At 50.9% G+C, this 15,620-nt stretch carries 13 protein-coding genes and 3 pseudogenes; 12 read left to right on the forward strand and 4 right to left on the reverse strand.

From position 1 onward, the window contains the following. Positions 1–124: 124 nt before the first annotated feature. Both JI735_RS23765 and JI735_RS36235 read right to left on the reverse strand, forming a co-directional pair. Entirely contained in the window at positions 125–901 is a 777-nt protein-coding gene (locus JI735_RS23765; RefSeq protein WP_233476031.1) for an AraC family transcriptional regulator, read from the reverse strand. Further along, a complete protein-coding gene (locus JI735_RS36235) occupies positions 868–1,014 on the reverse strand; it encodes a hypothetical protein (protein WP_233476032.1) in 147 nt (48 codons plus the stop codon). Before JI735_RS36235 ends, JI735_RS23765 begins: the two co-directional genes overlap by 34 nt. Before the next feature lie 124 nt (positions 1,015–1,138). On the opposite strand from JI735_RS36235, the gene JI735_RS23770 reads away from it, so the two are divergent. From JI735_RS23770 to JI735_RS36240, 3 genes and pseudogenes are all read left to right on the forward strand, one after another. Continuing rightward, positions 1,139–2,026, forward strand: a complete 888-nt coding sequence (locus JI735_RS23770; RefSeq protein WP_039837879.1) for a sugar phosphate isomerase/epimerase family protein — start codon at positions 1,139–1,141, stop codon at positions 2,024–2,026. A 23-nt stretch (positions 2,027–2,049) separates the two neighbouring features. Beyond that, positions 2,050–3,114: a Gfo/Idh/MocA family protein gene (locus JI735_RS23775; RefSeq protein WP_039837880.1), complete on the forward strand. Its 1,065-nt coding sequence runs from the start codon at positions 2,050–2,052 to the stop codon at positions 3,112–3,114. 162 nt (positions 3,115–3,276) lie between these two features. Continuing rightward, positions 3,277–3,366 (forward strand): annotated as a pseudogene (locus JI735_RS36240) (carbohydrate ABC transporter permease); the annotation flags it as partial. A 17-nt stretch (positions 3,367–3,383) separates the two neighbouring features. On the opposite strand, the gene JI735_RS23780 reads toward JI735_RS36240, so the two are convergent. Beyond that, a complete protein-coding gene (locus JI735_RS23780) occupies positions 3,384–4,247 on the reverse strand; it encodes a helix-turn-helix transcriptional regulator (protein WP_157771450.1) in 864 nt (287 codons plus the stop codon). A 71-nt stretch (positions 4,248–4,318) separates the two neighbouring features. On the opposite strand from JI735_RS23780, the gene JI735_RS23785 reads away from it, so the two are divergent. Beyond that, on the forward strand, positions 4,319–6,508 hold the full coding sequence (locus JI735_RS23785) for a glycoside hydrolase family 88/105 protein (protein WP_039837881.1): 2,190 nt from the start codon (positions 4,319–4,321) through the stop codon (positions 6,506–6,508). Between the two features lie 104 nt (positions 6,509–6,612). Here JI735_RS23785 and JI735_RS23790 read toward each other — a convergent pair whose 3' ends face one another. Next, on the reverse strand, positions 6,613–6,819 hold the full coding sequence (locus JI735_RS23790; protein WP_039837882.1) for a DUF1657 domain-containing protein: 207 nt from the start codon (positions 6,817–6,819) through the stop codon (positions 6,613–6,615). A 173-nt stretch (positions 6,820–6,992) separates the two neighbouring features. On the opposite strand from JI735_RS23790, the gene JI735_RS23795 reads away from it, so the two are divergent. From JI735_RS23795 to JI735_RS36245, 8 genes and pseudogenes are all read left to right on the forward strand, one after another. Next, a complete protein-coding gene (locus tag JI735_RS23795; protein WP_039837883.1) occupies positions 6,993–7,853 on the forward strand; it encodes a DUF421 domain-containing protein in 861 nt (286 codons plus the stop codon). Positions 7,854–8,836: 983 nt separating this feature from the next. Next, positions 8,837–10,119 (forward strand): annotated as a pseudogene (locus JI735_RS23800) (right-handed parallel beta-helix repeat-containing protein). A gap of 118 nt (positions 10,120–10,237) precedes the next feature. Then, positions 10,238–10,504: a hypothetical protein gene (locus JI735_RS23805; RefSeq protein ID WP_157771451.1), complete on the forward strand. Its 267-nt coding sequence runs from the start codon at positions 10,238–10,240 to the stop codon at positions 10,502–10,504. Between the two features lie 94 nt (positions 10,505–10,598). Next, complete coding sequence (locus JI735_RS23810) at positions 10,599–11,579, forward strand: AAA family ATPase (RefSeq protein ID WP_039837887.1); 981 nt, start codon at positions 10,599–10,601, stop codon at positions 11,577–11,579. A gap of 3 nt (positions 11,580–11,582) precedes the next feature. Next, positions 11,583–12,671 (forward strand): DUF58 domain-containing protein, encoded by a 1,089-nt coding sequence (locus JI735_RS23815; protein ID WP_039837889.1) that lies wholly within the window; start codon positions 11,583–11,585, stop codon positions 12,669–12,671. After that, positions 12,668–13,993, forward strand: a complete 1,326-nt coding sequence (locus JI735_RS23820; RefSeq protein WP_202676498.1) for a hypothetical protein — start codon at positions 12,668–12,670, stop codon at positions 13,991–13,993. Before JI735_RS23815 ends, JI735_RS23820 begins: the two co-directional genes overlap by 4 nt. A gap of 34 nt (positions 13,994–14,027) precedes the next feature. Next, entirely contained in the window at positions 14,028–14,435 is a 408-nt protein-coding gene (locus JI735_RS23825; protein ID WP_039837895.1) for a MerR family transcriptional regulator, read from the forward strand. Positions 14,436–14,633: 198 nt separating this feature from the next. Further along, a pseudogene (locus JI735_RS36245) lies at positions 14,634–15,472 on the forward strand (alpha/beta hydrolase). The last annotated feature ends 148 nt before the right edge of the window (positions 15,473–15,620 follow it).

Below are 15,620 nucleotides of genomic sequence, written 5' to 3' on the forward strand. Positions count from 1 at the left end.
GTAAGCTCCAGGTTCACATGTTTTTTCAACCCAAAGTATACTTTGTTCCGGGTTCCGGCCCAAGCTGTCAGGGGCCAGGGGAACGTTCTTTGGCGGATAGGTATACTGTTCGCTGGAGCAGCATTTACAATTTTCTCGCGACGGAGGGGGTTAGTCCCTTGTATTGTTTGTAGAGCTTGGTGAAGTAATTGGGATTGTCACAGCCGACTTTGCCGGCAATTTCAGTGATTGTCAAATCCGTCTCCAACAGCAGCCGCTCGGCTTCATTGACCCGATAGAGGTTTACGTAATCAATGAAGGTGCGTCCGGTCAGCTTTTTGAAGGTTTTGCAGAAGTGATAGGGATTCAGATTCACGAATCTGGCAGCGCTGTCGATGGTGATTTTCTCATCCAGATGCTGTTCCAGATATTCCAGCAGCGGTTTGAAGCGTTCGCGGTTGACCGAGTAGCGTTCGCGGTGATGCCTGTCAGACATCCGCTGAGGCGGAAAGGTCCGCGAGAGCAGAGTGAAGAACAGATGAAGCTGGTTTTTGACAACTAATTGAAAAGCAGGGCTTTTGTCCCGGACTTCTTGGATAAGCGATTCAAGCAAAGGGTAATAGGTGCTGCATACCGGGTTCTGCTCGACAGGCTTAACCGGAAACCGGTAGAGATTATTCAAGTAAGGTGCCACAAACTGTTCATGCTGGGAATCCTGATAACGGTCCTTGAACAGGGAAGCATGAAACACAATGGACACGAAGGCGATATCGCCGTTGGTCAAGCTGTATCCGACATGAAGCCCGCCGGAAGGTACAATGATTACGTCACCGGGTCCGGCTTCATAGGGTCTGCTGTCCACATGAAAAATCGCTCTGCCCTTCTGCATCACAATAATTTCGAAATGCTCATGCCAATGCAAAAAAGAATGTTCTGCTCCGCTTTGGCGTCCCGGCACTGATTGAAAAACAAGCGGAACGGATAGGTCTTCTCTTCAAGCTGAGGATACTCCTTCAGCTCCTTCGGATAAGTCACGGCCACTTCAACTCCCGCAATATTCAGCTATTTTTACACAAGATAAGAAGAGATTTCGCAGCAAATGAGCTATATACTTGCATTGCTGAACTAACTATAAACCAATATTGGAGTGGTAGACAAGATGCATGATTCCCTGAGAATCGGAACACTGGTCGGAGCACCGGATGCAGTGCGGGTAATCCCGCAGATCGTGAAGCATGGTTTTGAATCCTTCAGCCTCACGTTCTGGCAGACCACAGGAGCAACGGATTTGGCGGAGACCGCAGCACGGGTGCGGGAGCTGGCGGCTGAACATGATTTCATCATTTCGTCGGTTGGTATTTTTGGCAACCCGTTGACCGGCACCGGCGATAATGCAGATGCGCTTGCAAGCTGGGAACGGCTCATCGACCATGCCCATTTATTCGGTACCGATATGGTATCCGGGTTCACAGGAAGACTGACCGGACAGTCCATCGACGAGTCTATTCCGAAGTTTGCCGAAGTATTTGGAGAGCTGTCCAAGCGGGCGGCCGACAAGGGACTACGGATTGCTTTTGAAAATTGTTCAATGGGCGGGGATTGGCAGACAGGAGATTGGAATATCGCCCACAATCCGGCAGCCTGGGAGAAAATGTTCAACGCTGTTCCGGCGGACAACATCGGTCTGGAATGGGAGCCATGCCATCAGATGGTGGCGCTGATTGATCCGATTCCCCAGCTGCGCAAATGGACAGACAAAATCTTTCACGTGCATGGCAAGGACGCAACGATTGCCTGGGATATTGTCAGGGAATACGGCATTCATGGTCCACAACCCTATGTATGGCACCGGACGCCTGGCTTTGGCGACACGAACTGGACAGATGTGATTACCATTCTGCGGCAGGCCGGTTATAAGGGCACCATCGACATTGAAGGCTGGCATGATCCCGTTTACCGGGATGAATTGGAAATGACCGGTCAAGTCCATGCGCTGAATTATTTGAAGCATTGCCGGGGAGGCAGCTTTATCCCTAATCCAATCTAATAGAAGAAAGAGGTGAACCTCCGATGACAGCACAATATCGTGTAGCCGTCGCCGGCTGCGGAGGCATGGCTAACGAGTGGATCAGCTATGCTGTGAGGCGGACGGATGTCTGTATTGTCGCGCTGGTGGATATCCGGCTGGAGGCGGCAGCGGCCATGGCCGGCAAGCATGGCTTAACCTGTCCGGTCTTTACCGATATTGGAGAGGCGATCGAACAGACAGGAGCGAATCTTGTCTTTGATGTGACCATACCGGCCAGCCATTATAGGGTTGCCAGCACAGCACTTACACATCAATGCGATGTGTTCAGCGAGAAGCCGCTGGCGGAGACCATGGAGCAATGTAATGCAATAGTTGCTTTAGCGGAACGCACCGGAAAGAGCCATGCGGTTATGCAGAACAGGCGGTATGACCCCCGTATCCGCTCTTTGCGCCGCCTGATTGAAGCCGGAGAGATTGGAAGAATCGGCTACATCGGGGCGAGCTTTTTTCTGGCGCCGCATTTTGGCGGCTTCCGTGATGTGATGGAAAGCCCGCTGCTGCTCGATATGGCCATCCATACCTTTGATCAGGCCCGGTTCATCAGCGGCGCGGACCCAGTTACGGTATATTGCCAGGAGTTCAATCCTCCCGGGTCCTGGTATGCGGGGAATGCCTCGGCAGTCTGCATTTTTGAAATGTCGGACGGCTCCGTCTTCTGCTACCAAGGCTCATGGTGTGCAGAAGGGGCTCCAACCCCATGGGAAGCCTCCTGGCGGATTCAGGGCGACAAGGGGACAGCGATATGGGATGGCGAAGGGATGCCGTATGCTGAAAAGGTAACGGATCGTAACCCTAACGGCACATTCATCCGTGACCACGACCGTGTTGAAGGTGAAGCGGCAGACCTGAAAGAAACCTTCCATCACGGGTGTCTGGAGGAAATGTTCCAGGCTCTGGCTGAACGCCGCCCCGCAGAAACCGATTGCCGGGACAACCGTTACAGCATGGCTATGGTTTTTGGAGCGTTGGAGAGTGCCCGGACGGGAAGGAAGGTAGAGCTTGCCGGTTTTATGACCAGCGGTGAAGTGGGTATTTTGGGTAGATAGGCTGGAGCCGCCGGGTAGGCGGAAAAGCAACCGATAGAGTAGAGCGGCGCTTTGGGCAGGAGTGAATGTCTTCTGCTCAAAGCGTTTTTTGCGCTTTCGCTTTCTCCAGTCTTACCTTATTGATTGTTCTTTGAACAGCTTGGCTCATAGGGAAAAGAGGATATTGTTGCTACACTCCCTATCCTGGCGGCGTATCCATTCTTGCAGAAGTATTTTGTTATGGGAGTAATGGTTGGAGCGCTCAAAGGTTAAACTTGCCGGTGACTCCACTACAATCCAATATATTTATTCGGGGAGATTCCCTCTATTTTCTTAAAGTACCTGCTGAAATAAAACATGTCGCCAAAACCAACTAATCTTGCAGTATCGGTTACGGAGCAGCCGTTTTCCAGAAATTCTTTTGCACGGGCGATCCGGTATTTGATAATAAACTCAAAGGGAGTTTCTCCGGTTGTTTCCTTGAAAATATGCCCCAGATGGGAGCGGCTGATCTGTATACTGTCGGCCAGCTCATTTAGAGTTAACTTTCGGGTATAGTTTGCTGCAATATAGTTGATTACTTTCTCCACTTTATGAATGGCGCTGTAATTTATGGTGTTATGTTCCATGTATTTAGAAATAAGAAGAAGGATTTCCATGAAGTCGGCGCGGCATCTGAACGTCCGGTTCTCGTGCCCCGATGACCAATGCCGCATGAACTCTTCAAATAATTCGGTCAAACGGCGGAATAGATACCGGTCCTGAATATGGGTGTGTGCCGGAAAAGGAAGCGCAACCTCAAGATTAACCCAACTGCCGTTCTCCATAACAGGGCAGGCATATTGAAAATCAACGGTATAGCATTTCACAAGACAGTTTGGATTCGTATCGCCCCTTCTCATGTCGCCGGGTTTAAAATAAACAAGATCTCCGCTTACGGCTGTAAACTCAGCATCATTACAAAGGAGATTGGCTTCACCATCAAATATCAGCATCAGATTATGATGATGAAAAACAGCATGAGGAATTCTCCAGGAAGGGGTAGAGTACCGTTTGATCGCCAGGTGAAAATGCGGAACCATGGAGTTTAAAATATCGGTAGTCTTCAAGCCGTCACCACCAAAATAATCGGTATATATTACAAACCGAATCATATCATGCATGCCTTAAACATTCAACATATGCTAACATAAATCGTAGAATACTTCATAAAGGAGTTGCGATGATGAAGCCCTATTTTGATGAACAGGAAAGTATTTATTCGAAGTTGTATGACCGTACAGATGAGATTCTTGAAACCGTTGCCAATGCCTACATTGGAAGGAACCCTGCGCTTCCTTTTGAGTTCAGGAGTTTTTCGCGGAAAGGTTTTCTTAAGAAGAATAATGGAAGATATGACATGAATTTAGAGGAGAAGCTGCCAGAAGCCAGACTGGGCCAGTATGCTTATGTCTTTGGTCTGCTCTGGAGCAACCATGACGGGTGGACGGACTTTGGACTGAGCTGCTATGGTCCAACTGCTGTCTATTTGAACCGGGAATTTCTGTATAAAGCCGATATTCATGAAGAAGCAAATCCTAAGGTAAATAAAGGCATTCGTGCCAAGCTGCAAAAGGGCTGGAATTCTGTATGCATTAAGTTTGTGAAGACAGGATCAGGTTTTGGCGGGATTTTTGGCACGCTGCACACCAAATGGAATCCCATGGAGTTTATGTCCCCCTTCCAGGAAAGAAAGGGACAGGCCGGCTGGATCTATTCTGACGCAATGGACGCGGACGGTTTCAGCGAAGAGCATATTCCGGAATATACTGGCCTGGAAGAGCAATCCGGCATGGTCTGGCACCCCGGGCTTTCCTGGGATATAGAACAAATGAAGTTGAATCCGTGCACGCGGATTTTCGGCAATATGCCCCACAAGGTGGCCTACCTCTGGTCGGAGCTTAGCCATTCCAGCACTGGCTCAAAGATGTGCAGCCTGAAGGGGAGTTCCACAGGGAAGCTGAGGGTGTGGCTTGATGGCAGTGAGGTGTTTTCAGGGGCGCTGAAGCCATCGGATATGGCGGAATTCAAGCTGGAGCCGGGGAAGCATGAGGTGCTGGTGGAGCTGTGTTCCTCGGAAAATGGATGGGAGTACGGCTTTGACTTCATCATCGATGGGGAAAACGTCGCGTTATCAATTCCGAGAGGTGTAAAGGGGAGCTGCGAACCATGGCTGTATCTGGGGCCTTTTGACAAACAGCTGAAGGAACCGGCCGATAGCATTTGTTCCCTGTACCGTTTGTTTGAACAGGGGGATAGCCAATACTTCTGGCGGGTGGACCGGCCGGATACATGGGTAAGACCTTACTTAGACAATGCTCTGTTTGCCAAGTGGAATTATCCCCTGGGAGTTACGCTTTACGGGCTGCTGCAAACCGGCAGGTTCTTGCAGAAGCAGGGAATCCTCGATTATGCGGTGAACCATATTTCAGAATGCACCCGGATCTATAAATATGCGAAATGGGATGCGGAGCAGTACGGCTATCCCTCGGTAAACAATCAGCTGGTGGAAATGGATATGCTGGATGACTGCGGTTCATTCGGTTCCGCTGTGCTCGAAGCATACAGTGATTCGCAGGATCCTCATACTCCTTATCTGGTTGAACAGATCGCGAATCATATGGAATATAAGCAGGAACGGCTTGAAGATGGAGCCTTCTTCCGCATCTGCCTAAACAGCTTCCAGGAAAATACGCTATGGGCTGACGACCTGTATATGAGCACCCCGTTCTTAATCCGCTATTACCGGCTGACGGGGGAAGCCAAATATCTGGATGACGCAGCAAGACAATTTAACCGGTTTAAGAAGTATCTGTTTATTCCTGAATTCAAGATCATGTCCCATGTCTACGACTTTAAGCACAACAAGCCTACCAATGTCCCATGGGGCCGGGGCAACGGCTGGGTGTTCTTCTCCCTGTCGGAGTTGCTGGAGGTTATGCCGGAAACGCACGTGGAGCGGGAGGAACTGCTGACATTCTACAATGAGCTTGCCGAAGGGTATATGGCTTTGCAGGGAACCAGCGGGCTGTGGCATCAGGTGTTGACTCATCCGGATTCCTACGAGGAAACCTCCTGCACCAGTATGTTTGTTTACGGTTTATCCAGAGGAGTCCGCCATGGCTGGATTAGGGAGGATATGAAGTCCAAAGCGGTAAAGGCGGTGAACAGGGGCTGGGAAGCCCTGACGAAATATGGCATTGACCGGTTCGGAAATGTACACGGGGTATGCCGGGGTTCCGGGTATTCCTTCACACCTGAATATTATAAGGTTGAGCTGAACGCATTGACGAATGATACCCATGGAATTGGGATTGTGCTGCTGGCGGGCATCGAAACAGGCAAATTGTCGAAGTGGCTGAAACAAAAGAATTAATTTAAGGTTCCTGAAGCCGATAAAGTGCAGGATCATTAAGAGGCTGTCCCTCAGCAGAAGTGCCAGAGAGACAGCCTGTTTTTTTCTGAACTTTTCAAATGGATTTAAAACCCTTTATATTGAGGTTCCTCTTTCTCCAGCTCAGTCACCCGGCTTTCCACTTGAGTTACAATTTGCTGAGTTTGCTGGGCCGCATTGGTGAACAGGGTTTTGGCTTCCTGATTCTGCGTTTCCAATGCAAATTGCTCAAGGCTGGCTTGAGCGCTCTTCAAAGATGAGACACAGGTTTTCACTTGTGAAGCTACGGTCATTTCTTACACCTCCTTATAATGATGGTTCGTTAACGCGATATAGTATCTGTCGAGACAAGAAATTGTATACCTCACGACTTAACCAGTAAAAAATTTCATGGTTATTTCCGCACCTTCTGGCAAATAATGAAGGTCGACAGACATGAATACAGGATAATCGGGAGGTTACAAAAATGCCGGAATGGCTTGAAGTGATTTGGCGCACCGTTTTTGCGGTGGTGGTGCTTTTCTTTTTGACGAAGCTGCTCGGTAAAAGACAGGTCTCACAGCTCTCGTTCTTTGAATACATTACAGGGATTACTGTGGGCAGTCTTGCAGCGTACATCTCTTTGGACACGGACAAAACGTGGCATCTGGGGGTCATCGCACTGATTGTCTGGGTTGCTTTCTCGCTAGGTATCGAGTTTCTGCAAATGAAAAGCAAAAAGGCCAGAGACTTCATTGATTTCAAATCAACCGTGTTGATCAAGGATGGTAAAATCCTTGAAGATAATTTGAAAAAAGAACGGTTGACGACCGACGAGTTATTGGGGGAGCTGCGTAAAAAGGATGTATTTAAGGTGGCCGATGTGGAATTCGCCATTATGGAAACAGACGGGGCGATTAATGTTCTGCTGACCCGTGAGAATCAGCCTCTGACACCCAAGCATCTGGGGGTTAAGGTGGCACCGGAGCAGGAAACGCAAGCGGTTATTATGGATGGCGAGATCATGGATGAACCCTTGGATGCATTGGGACTGACACGCGGCTGGCTGATGGGGGAACTGGAAAAGCTGAATCTGTCCCCCGAAAATGTGTACCTGGGCCAAGTGGATTCCTATGGCGAGCTCACGGTGGACTTGTACACTGACAGTGTTGAGGTCCCTCAAACGCAGGAAAAACCCCAACTGTACGCGCTGCTGAAGAAATGTGAAGCGGACCTGGAGCTGTTCAGCCTTTCTACCAACAATGAACAGGCGAAGAAAATGTACGGCCAGTGCTCGGAACAACTGCAAGACCTGCTTAAGCAGCTGAAGCCTTTTGTCCAAAACTGAGAGTGATGTATCTTAGGATATAGAGTAATGAGGCCCCAAACGGTTGGTTTGCGGGCCTTTTCTTGTGTAAATACAATTCATTCACAGTACTGTAATATTATTCCGAAAAAACATCTGTACAAATACAAATATTTACTTATAGTGAAGATTAGGCAGGCCACTGCAAAAAAATGATTTTTACAGTGAACTGCATATCAAAGAGGAAGGGGAATGCGATGAACGCGATAAATGCAGTGGGTGAGAACAGCAAGCAAACTGCGAGCATGCAACAGCTCAACTGGTTCCGAAAACTATAAAACACTTTGGAGGTAAATGTTAACGTGAAAATAAAAAAGGGATTTGCAGTCACCGCATCGATTGCCCTGTCTGCTGTACTCGCTTTTGGCGGCCTGCAATGGGGGATACCGTCAGTACAGGCGGCAAGCCTCTTCAGTGATGATTTTGAGTCCGGCAGCCCCGGCAATTGGACCAGCACGACAGGCACATGGTCTGTAGTACAGGATAGCAGCTCTTATGTATATTATCAATCCGGCAGCTCCGAAGGACGAACTTCGGCAGGCAGCAGCTCCTGGAGCGATTATAGTGTTCAGGCGGATGTAAAGGTCGATAATTTCAACGGGAACAACCGTACATATGTGTGCGGACGTTATACCGACGGGAACAACTACTATGCGGCTTCCATATCCAACTCGAACGGGGGCACACTGGAGATCCGTAAAAAAGCCGGTGGAGAAAGCACTACGCTCGCAACTAAAACCGGTTATGCCATCACCGCTGGAACTGTTTACACCGTTAAGCTTGAGCTAAGCGGGGATTCAATTAACATGTACGTAAATAATGAGCTGCAGTTAAATGCACACGATAACAATTTTGCTTCTGGCGGGATTGGATTGATTGCATACAAAACATCCGCCAAATTCGATAATGTTATTGTAAGCGGTACCAGTGTTACTCCAACTTCTGGCCCAACCGCTACAGCAACCATAGCACCAACAACCAGCCCAACTGCAGCGCCAACCGCTACAGCAACTCCTGCGCCGACGGCTACGGCTGCACCCACGGCCACACCTGCAGCAACACCTACAGCGAGCCCGGTTTCCGGTGTGCTGTATGCAGCGCCTAACGGTGCAGCCGGAAATGCAGGAACCGTTGGAAGCCCAACTACCCTGGGGTCGGCACTGACCAGGATTGCTGCAGGGGGGACGATCTATCTGCGGGGGGAACGTACTCCCTGTCCTCCCCGGTAACTATAGACCGGGACAACAGCGGAACTTCCAGTTCCCGCAAAAACCTTGTTGCCTATGGAAGTGAGAAGCCAGTGCTTGATTTCTCTGGTGAAAGCTTCGCATCCACCGAGCGCGGACTGCAAATCTTCGGGCATTATTGGTATATCAAAGGCCTGGAGGTCAAAGGAGCCGGAGACAACGGGATCTTCATCGGCGGTAACTACAACATTATTGAAAATGTGGAGACACATCATAACCGGGATTCCGGCCTGCAAATCAGCCGTTATGCTTCTTCAGCTTCCAGCATGAGCGACTGGCCAAGTTACAACCAGATCATCGGCGTTTATTCACATGACAATTTCGACCCGGACAACGGGGAGGATGCGGACGGTTTTGCCGCCAAGCTGACCATCGGCCCCGGCAATGTGTTCGACAAATGTATATCGGCCTGGAATACAGATGACGGGTGGGATTTGTATACCAAATCAGAGACAGGTCCAATAGGTACGGTAACGATCAAGAACAGTGTGGCATACAAAAACGGCCAAACCTCGGATGGCAACACCACCACCAACAGCGACGGCAACGGCTTCAAGCTGGGCGGGGACAAAATTGCCGTGAACCACATTGTCACCAACAGTGTTGCCTTCCAGAATAAAAAGCATGGCTTCACCTACAACAGCAATCCGGGTTCCATACAGATGACCAACAACACCTCGTGGAGCAACGGGCAGAGCAACTTTGCTTTTGATTCAGGTACACATGTATTCACAAACAATCTGAGCTTTGCGGGTACATCCAGTGACAAAACAAGCGGAACGGATGTTTCCAGCACGAATGTCTGGTGGAAAAGCAATGCCAGTGTGAACGGCAAGGGTCTCGCAGCCAGCAGCGCCGATTTCGTAAGCCTGACTCCTTCAGTTGTGCGGAATGCTGACGGTTCCTTCAGTCTGGGCAATTTCCTGAGGCTGGCCGCCGGCAGCGACTTGATAGGTTCAGGTACTCCAAGCGGCACTAATATTGGCGCTGCCATTCAATAAAACCCGTCGGATATGTAGAAGCTGTGTCGGGGAATCGGGTGTACAACACCCGGTTCCTTTGTGCTGCGCATTTCTTGGCAATCTGGACCCTATTCTGATAGGCATCTGGTCTGCCTCCATGTTCATTCACGGTTCTGTTCTAATCTATATCGCCTGCAAATGCACCCTGTACCTCACCAACCGGAAGAAGACCAAAGCAGTAATTCCTATCCTGACGCTCTGCTCCATAACCATCGCTTACCTGTATACACTGAATATTGCAAATTATCTCAGGGATTTCACCTCATACCTGATTATGTACTCCTGGTTGTTCATAGAATGCATCCCCGTCTATTACTTCATTGCCGCATTCATCCGCTCCAAGCTTGGCAGGACTGTCAAATGACCGCTGCGACTTATCTATTATATATTGGAGGCGCTTTCTGGTATGATTAAGCTTTAGTACATACCTATATATGGAACGGATGGTGTTATTCTTCATGATGGTTCAGGAAGCTGCGGCACTCATACAGGCAATAAGAGAGAATCTTGCTAAAGTTATTGTAGGTAAAGCGGAAGGAGTAGATCTGCTGTTGACCGCCCTGCTGGCCAATGGACATGTCCTGCTGGAAGATGTGCCCGGCACAGGCAAAACCATGCTCGCCAAAACACTGGCACGCTCGCTGGACTGCTCCTTCAAGCGGATACAGTTTACGCCCGATCTGCTTCCTTCGGATCTTAGCGGAATCAATTTCTATAATCAGAAAACAGGCGAATTCCAATTCCGCCCCGGCCCGGTGTTCTCCAGCATTCTGCTGGCCGATGAGATCAACCGTGCGACTCCACGCACCCAGTCCAGCCTGCTGGAATGCATGGAAGAACGGCAGATTACCATCGACGGTGTAACGCATGAGCTGGATGCGCCTTTTCTGGTCATTGCGACGCAGAATCCGGTGGACAGCCAGGGGACCTTTCCGCTGCCTGAAGCGCAGCTGGACCGGTTCCTGATGAGGATCACTACGGGGTATCCGACTTTTGAAGAGGGGGTTCATATCCTTCAGAGATTCCGTGAGAACAATCCCCTCTTGGAAACGTCAGCTGTGGCTTCCGGGAGAGATATTCAGGAGCTTCAGCAGCTTGCTGCAGCGGTAACGGTCAGCGATGATCTGCTTGGATACATCATCGCAATTGTTGAAGCGACGCGCCAGGCGCCATCCGTCAAACTGGGGGCAAGCCCCCGCGCCGGGTTCGCGCTGCTTCGTGCCGCCCGGGGTTACGCGCTCATCCGGCAGAGAGATTATGTGCTGCCCGATGATATCAAGGCGGTGGCGGTGCCGGTGCTCGCCCACCGTCTGCTTCTGCAGCGTGGACCGGGTTCACGGGAAGGGCAGGCTGCAGAGCTTGTGCAACAGGTGCTGCGTGAAGTGGAGGTTCCGGCGGAAGCGGCGCCGGCAGCTGCAAGAGGTGGAAGGGTGGAATAGAAGATGACACTGCCCTGGTTCATCATCAGCACATTGCTGCTGCTGGTGTTCATTTCTGCAATCTATCAGCGGAATGCACTGAAGAAAGTGAATTATATCCGTTATTTCTCTGCACAGGCAGCGTTTGAGGGGGAAACTGTGGAAATGGTAGAAGAGATCAGCAATGGCAAACTGCTGCCCTTGCCTTGGCTTCGTCTGGAGTCCGGCATCGCGAGAGGGCTCGAATTTGGAAGCCAGGAGAATCTCGGCATCAGCAGCGGGGAAATCTACCAAAATCATGTGAGCCTGTTCTACCTCCGACCATACCGCCATATTAAGCGGACCCACCGCGTCCGCTGTGAAAGACGCGGCCTGTTCCGTCTGGATACGGCAACCATGACTACAGGAGATTTGTTTGGCCTTAGCCGCAATACCCACACCTTTCCCCTGCAACTGGAGCTGATGGTATATCCGGCCATGGTGGATATGTATGAACTGCCGCTTCCGATTCACAGCTGGCTGGGAGAGCTTCCCGTCAAACGCTGGATCGTACACGACCCGTTCTTAACGGCGGGTACACGCGAATACAGTCCGGGAGATTCCCTGGGGTCCATCAATTGGAAAGCCACGGCCCGCACCGGACAAATGCAGGTTCACCGCAAGGATTTCACTGCCGATTCCAGGCTTATGATCTGCCTGAACATGGAAATCAGTGATTCCATGTGGAGGACGGTAACGGATATAGAGCGGATTGAGCAGGGTATTCGATACGCAGCTACAATAGCTGACTATGCTGTAGGACATGGGATTGAGACAGGGTTCCTCAGCAATGGAAGACTGGACGGGGATGGTGAACATGATCCCGTCAATGCAGAGCCGATGGGCCGGATGGAGGACATCCTCAGTCTGCTGGCGAGGCTGAGCCTGGAAAGAGTACTGCCCATGAGCAGGCTGCTGGAGCTTGAAGCCGAGAGAGGAAGCACGGATACAGATTATCTGATTATTTCCTGTCACCGGGGTGCCGGACTTCAGCAGGCGGCTGAACAGCTCAGGCTGGCGGGGAATGGTGTCGAATGGCTGGATATTCCTGGTGAAGGGAGGGGCAGCGCATGAAGACATTGGGATCAGCTCAGTGGATAACGACACTAAAGCTCTGGCTGTCCTGTATCGTGGAATGGCTGCTGTTCCTTCCGGTGTGGATCGTACTGCAGAAGTATCTGCAGCCGGAGGAAGCTGTGCTTCCCTGGATGTATACCTTGCCGCTTGTTTCCATGACAGGCGTACTCCTCCGGGAAAAATGCAACCGGAAATGGAAGCAGCTGCTGGCGGCGCTTATATTGGGTGCGCTGGCGGGAGCTCTGGCAGGTGCATATGCATTGAAGGAAATTCCCCTCTATGCAGGTGCTGCCATATGCGCTTATCTGGGGACGACGGCTGCCGGCCGGGATCGCAGGCTCAGACTCTATGTTGCCGGGATCGCATTATATTTTGCCGCAACTATTGCTTTTGCCAGGGTTCCGCTGCTGAAGCCGAGTGTTGCAGGTTTAACCTGGAGCGGCAGCTTATGCCTGGTCCTGGCCTTGCTGGATACCAACACCAGCCATTTGCGTTATAGTTCCTTCTCGGGGGCTGGCACTCCGCTGCCGGCAGGACTGCGGAGGCATAACCGGCTGTTTGTGCTGTTGTTCATCACGGTTGCCGCAGTGCTTGCAGCGGGAGCAGGCAAAGCGTTGGGAACACTCATCTGGCATGCCGCGCAGGCATTCTTCGGCTGGTTAGGCCGTCTATTCTCCGGCTCCGGCGAGAGCGAGCCGCTGCAAGTAGCTCTGCCTCCGGTCATGCCCGAAATGCCGCCGGCCGAAACGCAAAAGCGGGGCTTGCTGTCGGTGCTCCTTGATTATGCTTTTTATGCCTTCGGAGCGGCAGTGCTGGCGGTAGTGCTGTATTACGGTCTCCGCTGGCTGTACCGCAATACGGGAGGATTGTGGCGGAAGTTCATCGATTCCCTGCTGTCCTTGCTGCGAAAAGAGTCAATTCCGAACAATACCGCTTACCGGGACGAAGAGAAAAGCATCTTCACCTGGGAGAAGACGGTACAGGGCGTCAGAGATTATTGGCGGAACCGGCTGGCGTCCGCTTCCAGACGGGACCGCTGGGAAGGAATGAACGGGGGTCGCGAGCGGACCCGCTGGCTGTACCGCCATTGGCTGCAGGCCAAACGTGCTGAAGGATATTTGCAGAGGAATTATCTTACACCGCAAGAAACCATGGCAGATATTGCGGAATGGAATGCAGGGAGAAAGCGCCAGCGAAAGAATGAAGCGGCTGCCGCAGCGTCCGCTGAGCTTCTCCAATTCTACAATCAGGCCAGATACGGGGCTGCTGAGCTTCCGGAATCAGAGGTACTGCGGCTGAAAGAAAAACTGAAATTATAATCGTTTCAGGTCATTAGCAGGAGGGAGGCTCAACGTGGTTACCTATTTACGCGGAGAACTGGCAAAGGAAGCGAAAGTGAATATTGAAACCTTGAGGTATTACGAGAAGCATGGTCTGCTTCCCCAGCCGCAGCGGACTGCCTCGGGCTACCGGGTGTATACGGAAGAGACACTTGCACGGATTATTTTTATACAGAACGCCAAGAACTGCGGTTTCACGCTGCGTGAAATCACAAAAGCGCTGAAGAAGTCGGAGGATGGAAAATTAAGTATACCTGATTTCATTATGGCTATAGAGCGGAAGATGACCGCCGTTGACCTTGAAATTGCCAAACGGGAGAAAACCAGGCTGCTGCTTGTTGATCTGAAAAGAAACCTCGAATCTGCCGAACGGCATCCGGGTGTGCAGGAGACCCTGCAAATCCTCAAGCTGGAAGATTAGCGACCGTATTTTGGAATCCGACGTTCTTGCAACTTGCGCCTTCACATTGCTGCTTGACTCTGTACCTGGATACAGGGTTTAGAATGCAGGTATCAAGCCAATGCGGGGAGGAAGTATATGATGCCAAGTTCAATAGAAATGCTTAACGCCATCAAAAATCATTTGAAGCAAAATAGCCAGACTGCCGGAAAAACAGCAATGCAAATTCGGCTGGAGCTGGCGGAGTCCGCCAAACGGCTGCAGCAGCTTCCGGATATATCTGCCGAAAAGGCAGATATGAACGGGCTTCAAGGGGAATGGGTAAATGCCTGTAAGGATCATAATCCGGAGGACAGAAGGAAGGTTATCCTCTATTTTCACGGGGGAGGGTTTATCTCCGGAAGCTGTGAAGTTTACCGTGACCTGGCTGCGAGAATTTCTGCCGCAAGCGGTGCGCCGGTACTGACAGTAGAGTATCGTCTTGCTCCTGAACATGTGTATCCCGCCGCCAATGATGATTGTTATTCCGCCTATTGCCGGCTTCTGGAGACGGGCCTGCAGCCGGAGAACATTATCCTTGGCGGGGATTCTGTAGGTGCCACGCTTGCGCTCATGACGATGATCACACTGCGGGAATCAGGGGAAGGCTCCCGGCTGCAGCGTTCCTGCTCTCTCCGCATGGCGATCTCGTTCACCTCGACGGCGAGTCCTATGACAGCAAGGCTGAACTGGACCCCACAGGGAGCCGGGAGGGGAACCGGAGAATCCTGCGGGATTACCTCGGCGGCTATGCCGGTGAGCCTCCTGCGCTGCTCTCTCCGCTTAAGCTCTGCCTGCATGGGCTGCCGCCGCTGTTGATCCAGGCCGGGGATCAGGAAGTGCTGTTAAGTGATGCCGAAAGGCTGGCGGAGCGTATTCGTGCTGAAGGAGGGGAGGTCACGCTGGAGATCTGGGAGAACATGTGGAGCGTGTTCCAGATGATGTCCGATATGCTCCCCGAAGCACAGGAGGCAATTGGGAGTATGGGGAGTTTTGTCCGGAAAATGTGGAAGCTATAAACAAATTTCATGTTAAAACACGTAATATTCACGTCATTAATTCCCTTATTACCTAAAATAATGAATTCACAAAACCGATAATTTAATATACTTACCATTTTGTTTTCTTCATTAAGAATCAATTGGTAGAATTTAAACTGGGGGAATG

The sequence above is a fragment of the Paenibacillus sonchi genome (genome assembly GCF_016772475.1).
GTDB lineage: Bacteria > Bacillota > Bacilli > Paenibacillales > Paenibacillaceae > Paenibacillus_AQ > Paenibacillus_AQ sonchi.

Coding starts and splice junctions, on each gene's coding strand:
- JI735_RS23810 (WP_039837887.1), top strand. CDS start 10,599: ATGATGGTTCAGGAAGCTGCGGCACTCATACAGGCAATAAGAGAGAAT.
- JI735_RS23820 (WP_202676498.1), top strand. CDS start 12,668: ATGAAGACATTGGGATCAGCTCAGTGGATAACGACACTAAAGCTCTGG.
- JI735_RS23780 (WP_157771450.1), bottom strand. CDS start 4,247: ATGATTCGGTTTGTAATATATACCGATTATTTTGGTGGTGACGGCTTG.
- JI735_RS23790 (WP_039837882.1), bottom strand. CDS start 6,819: ATGACCGTAGCTTCACAAGTGAAAACCTGTGTCTCATCTTTGAAGAGC.
- JI735_RS23805 (WP_157771451.1), top strand. CDS start 10,238: ATGTTCATTCACGGTTCTGTTCTAATCTATATCGCCTGCAAATGCACC.
- JI735_RS23795 (WP_039837883.1), top strand. CDS start 6,993: ATGCCGGAATGGCTTGAAGTGATTTGGCGCACCGTTTTTGCGGTGGTG.
- JI735_RS23815 (WP_039837889.1), top strand. CDS start 11,583: ATGACACTGCCCTGGTTCATCATCAGCACATTGCTGCTGCTGGTGTTC.
- JI735_RS23770 (WP_039837879.1), top strand. CDS start 1,139: ATGCATGATTCCCTGAGAATCGGAACACTGGTCGGAGCACCGGATGCA.
- JI735_RS23775 (WP_039837880.1), top strand. CDS start 2,050: ATGACAGCACAATATCGTGTAGCCGTCGCCGGCTGCGGAGGCATGGCT.
- JI735_RS23785 (WP_039837881.1), top strand. CDS start 4,319: ATGAAGCCCTATTTTGATGAACAGGAAAGTATTTATTCGAAGTTGTAT.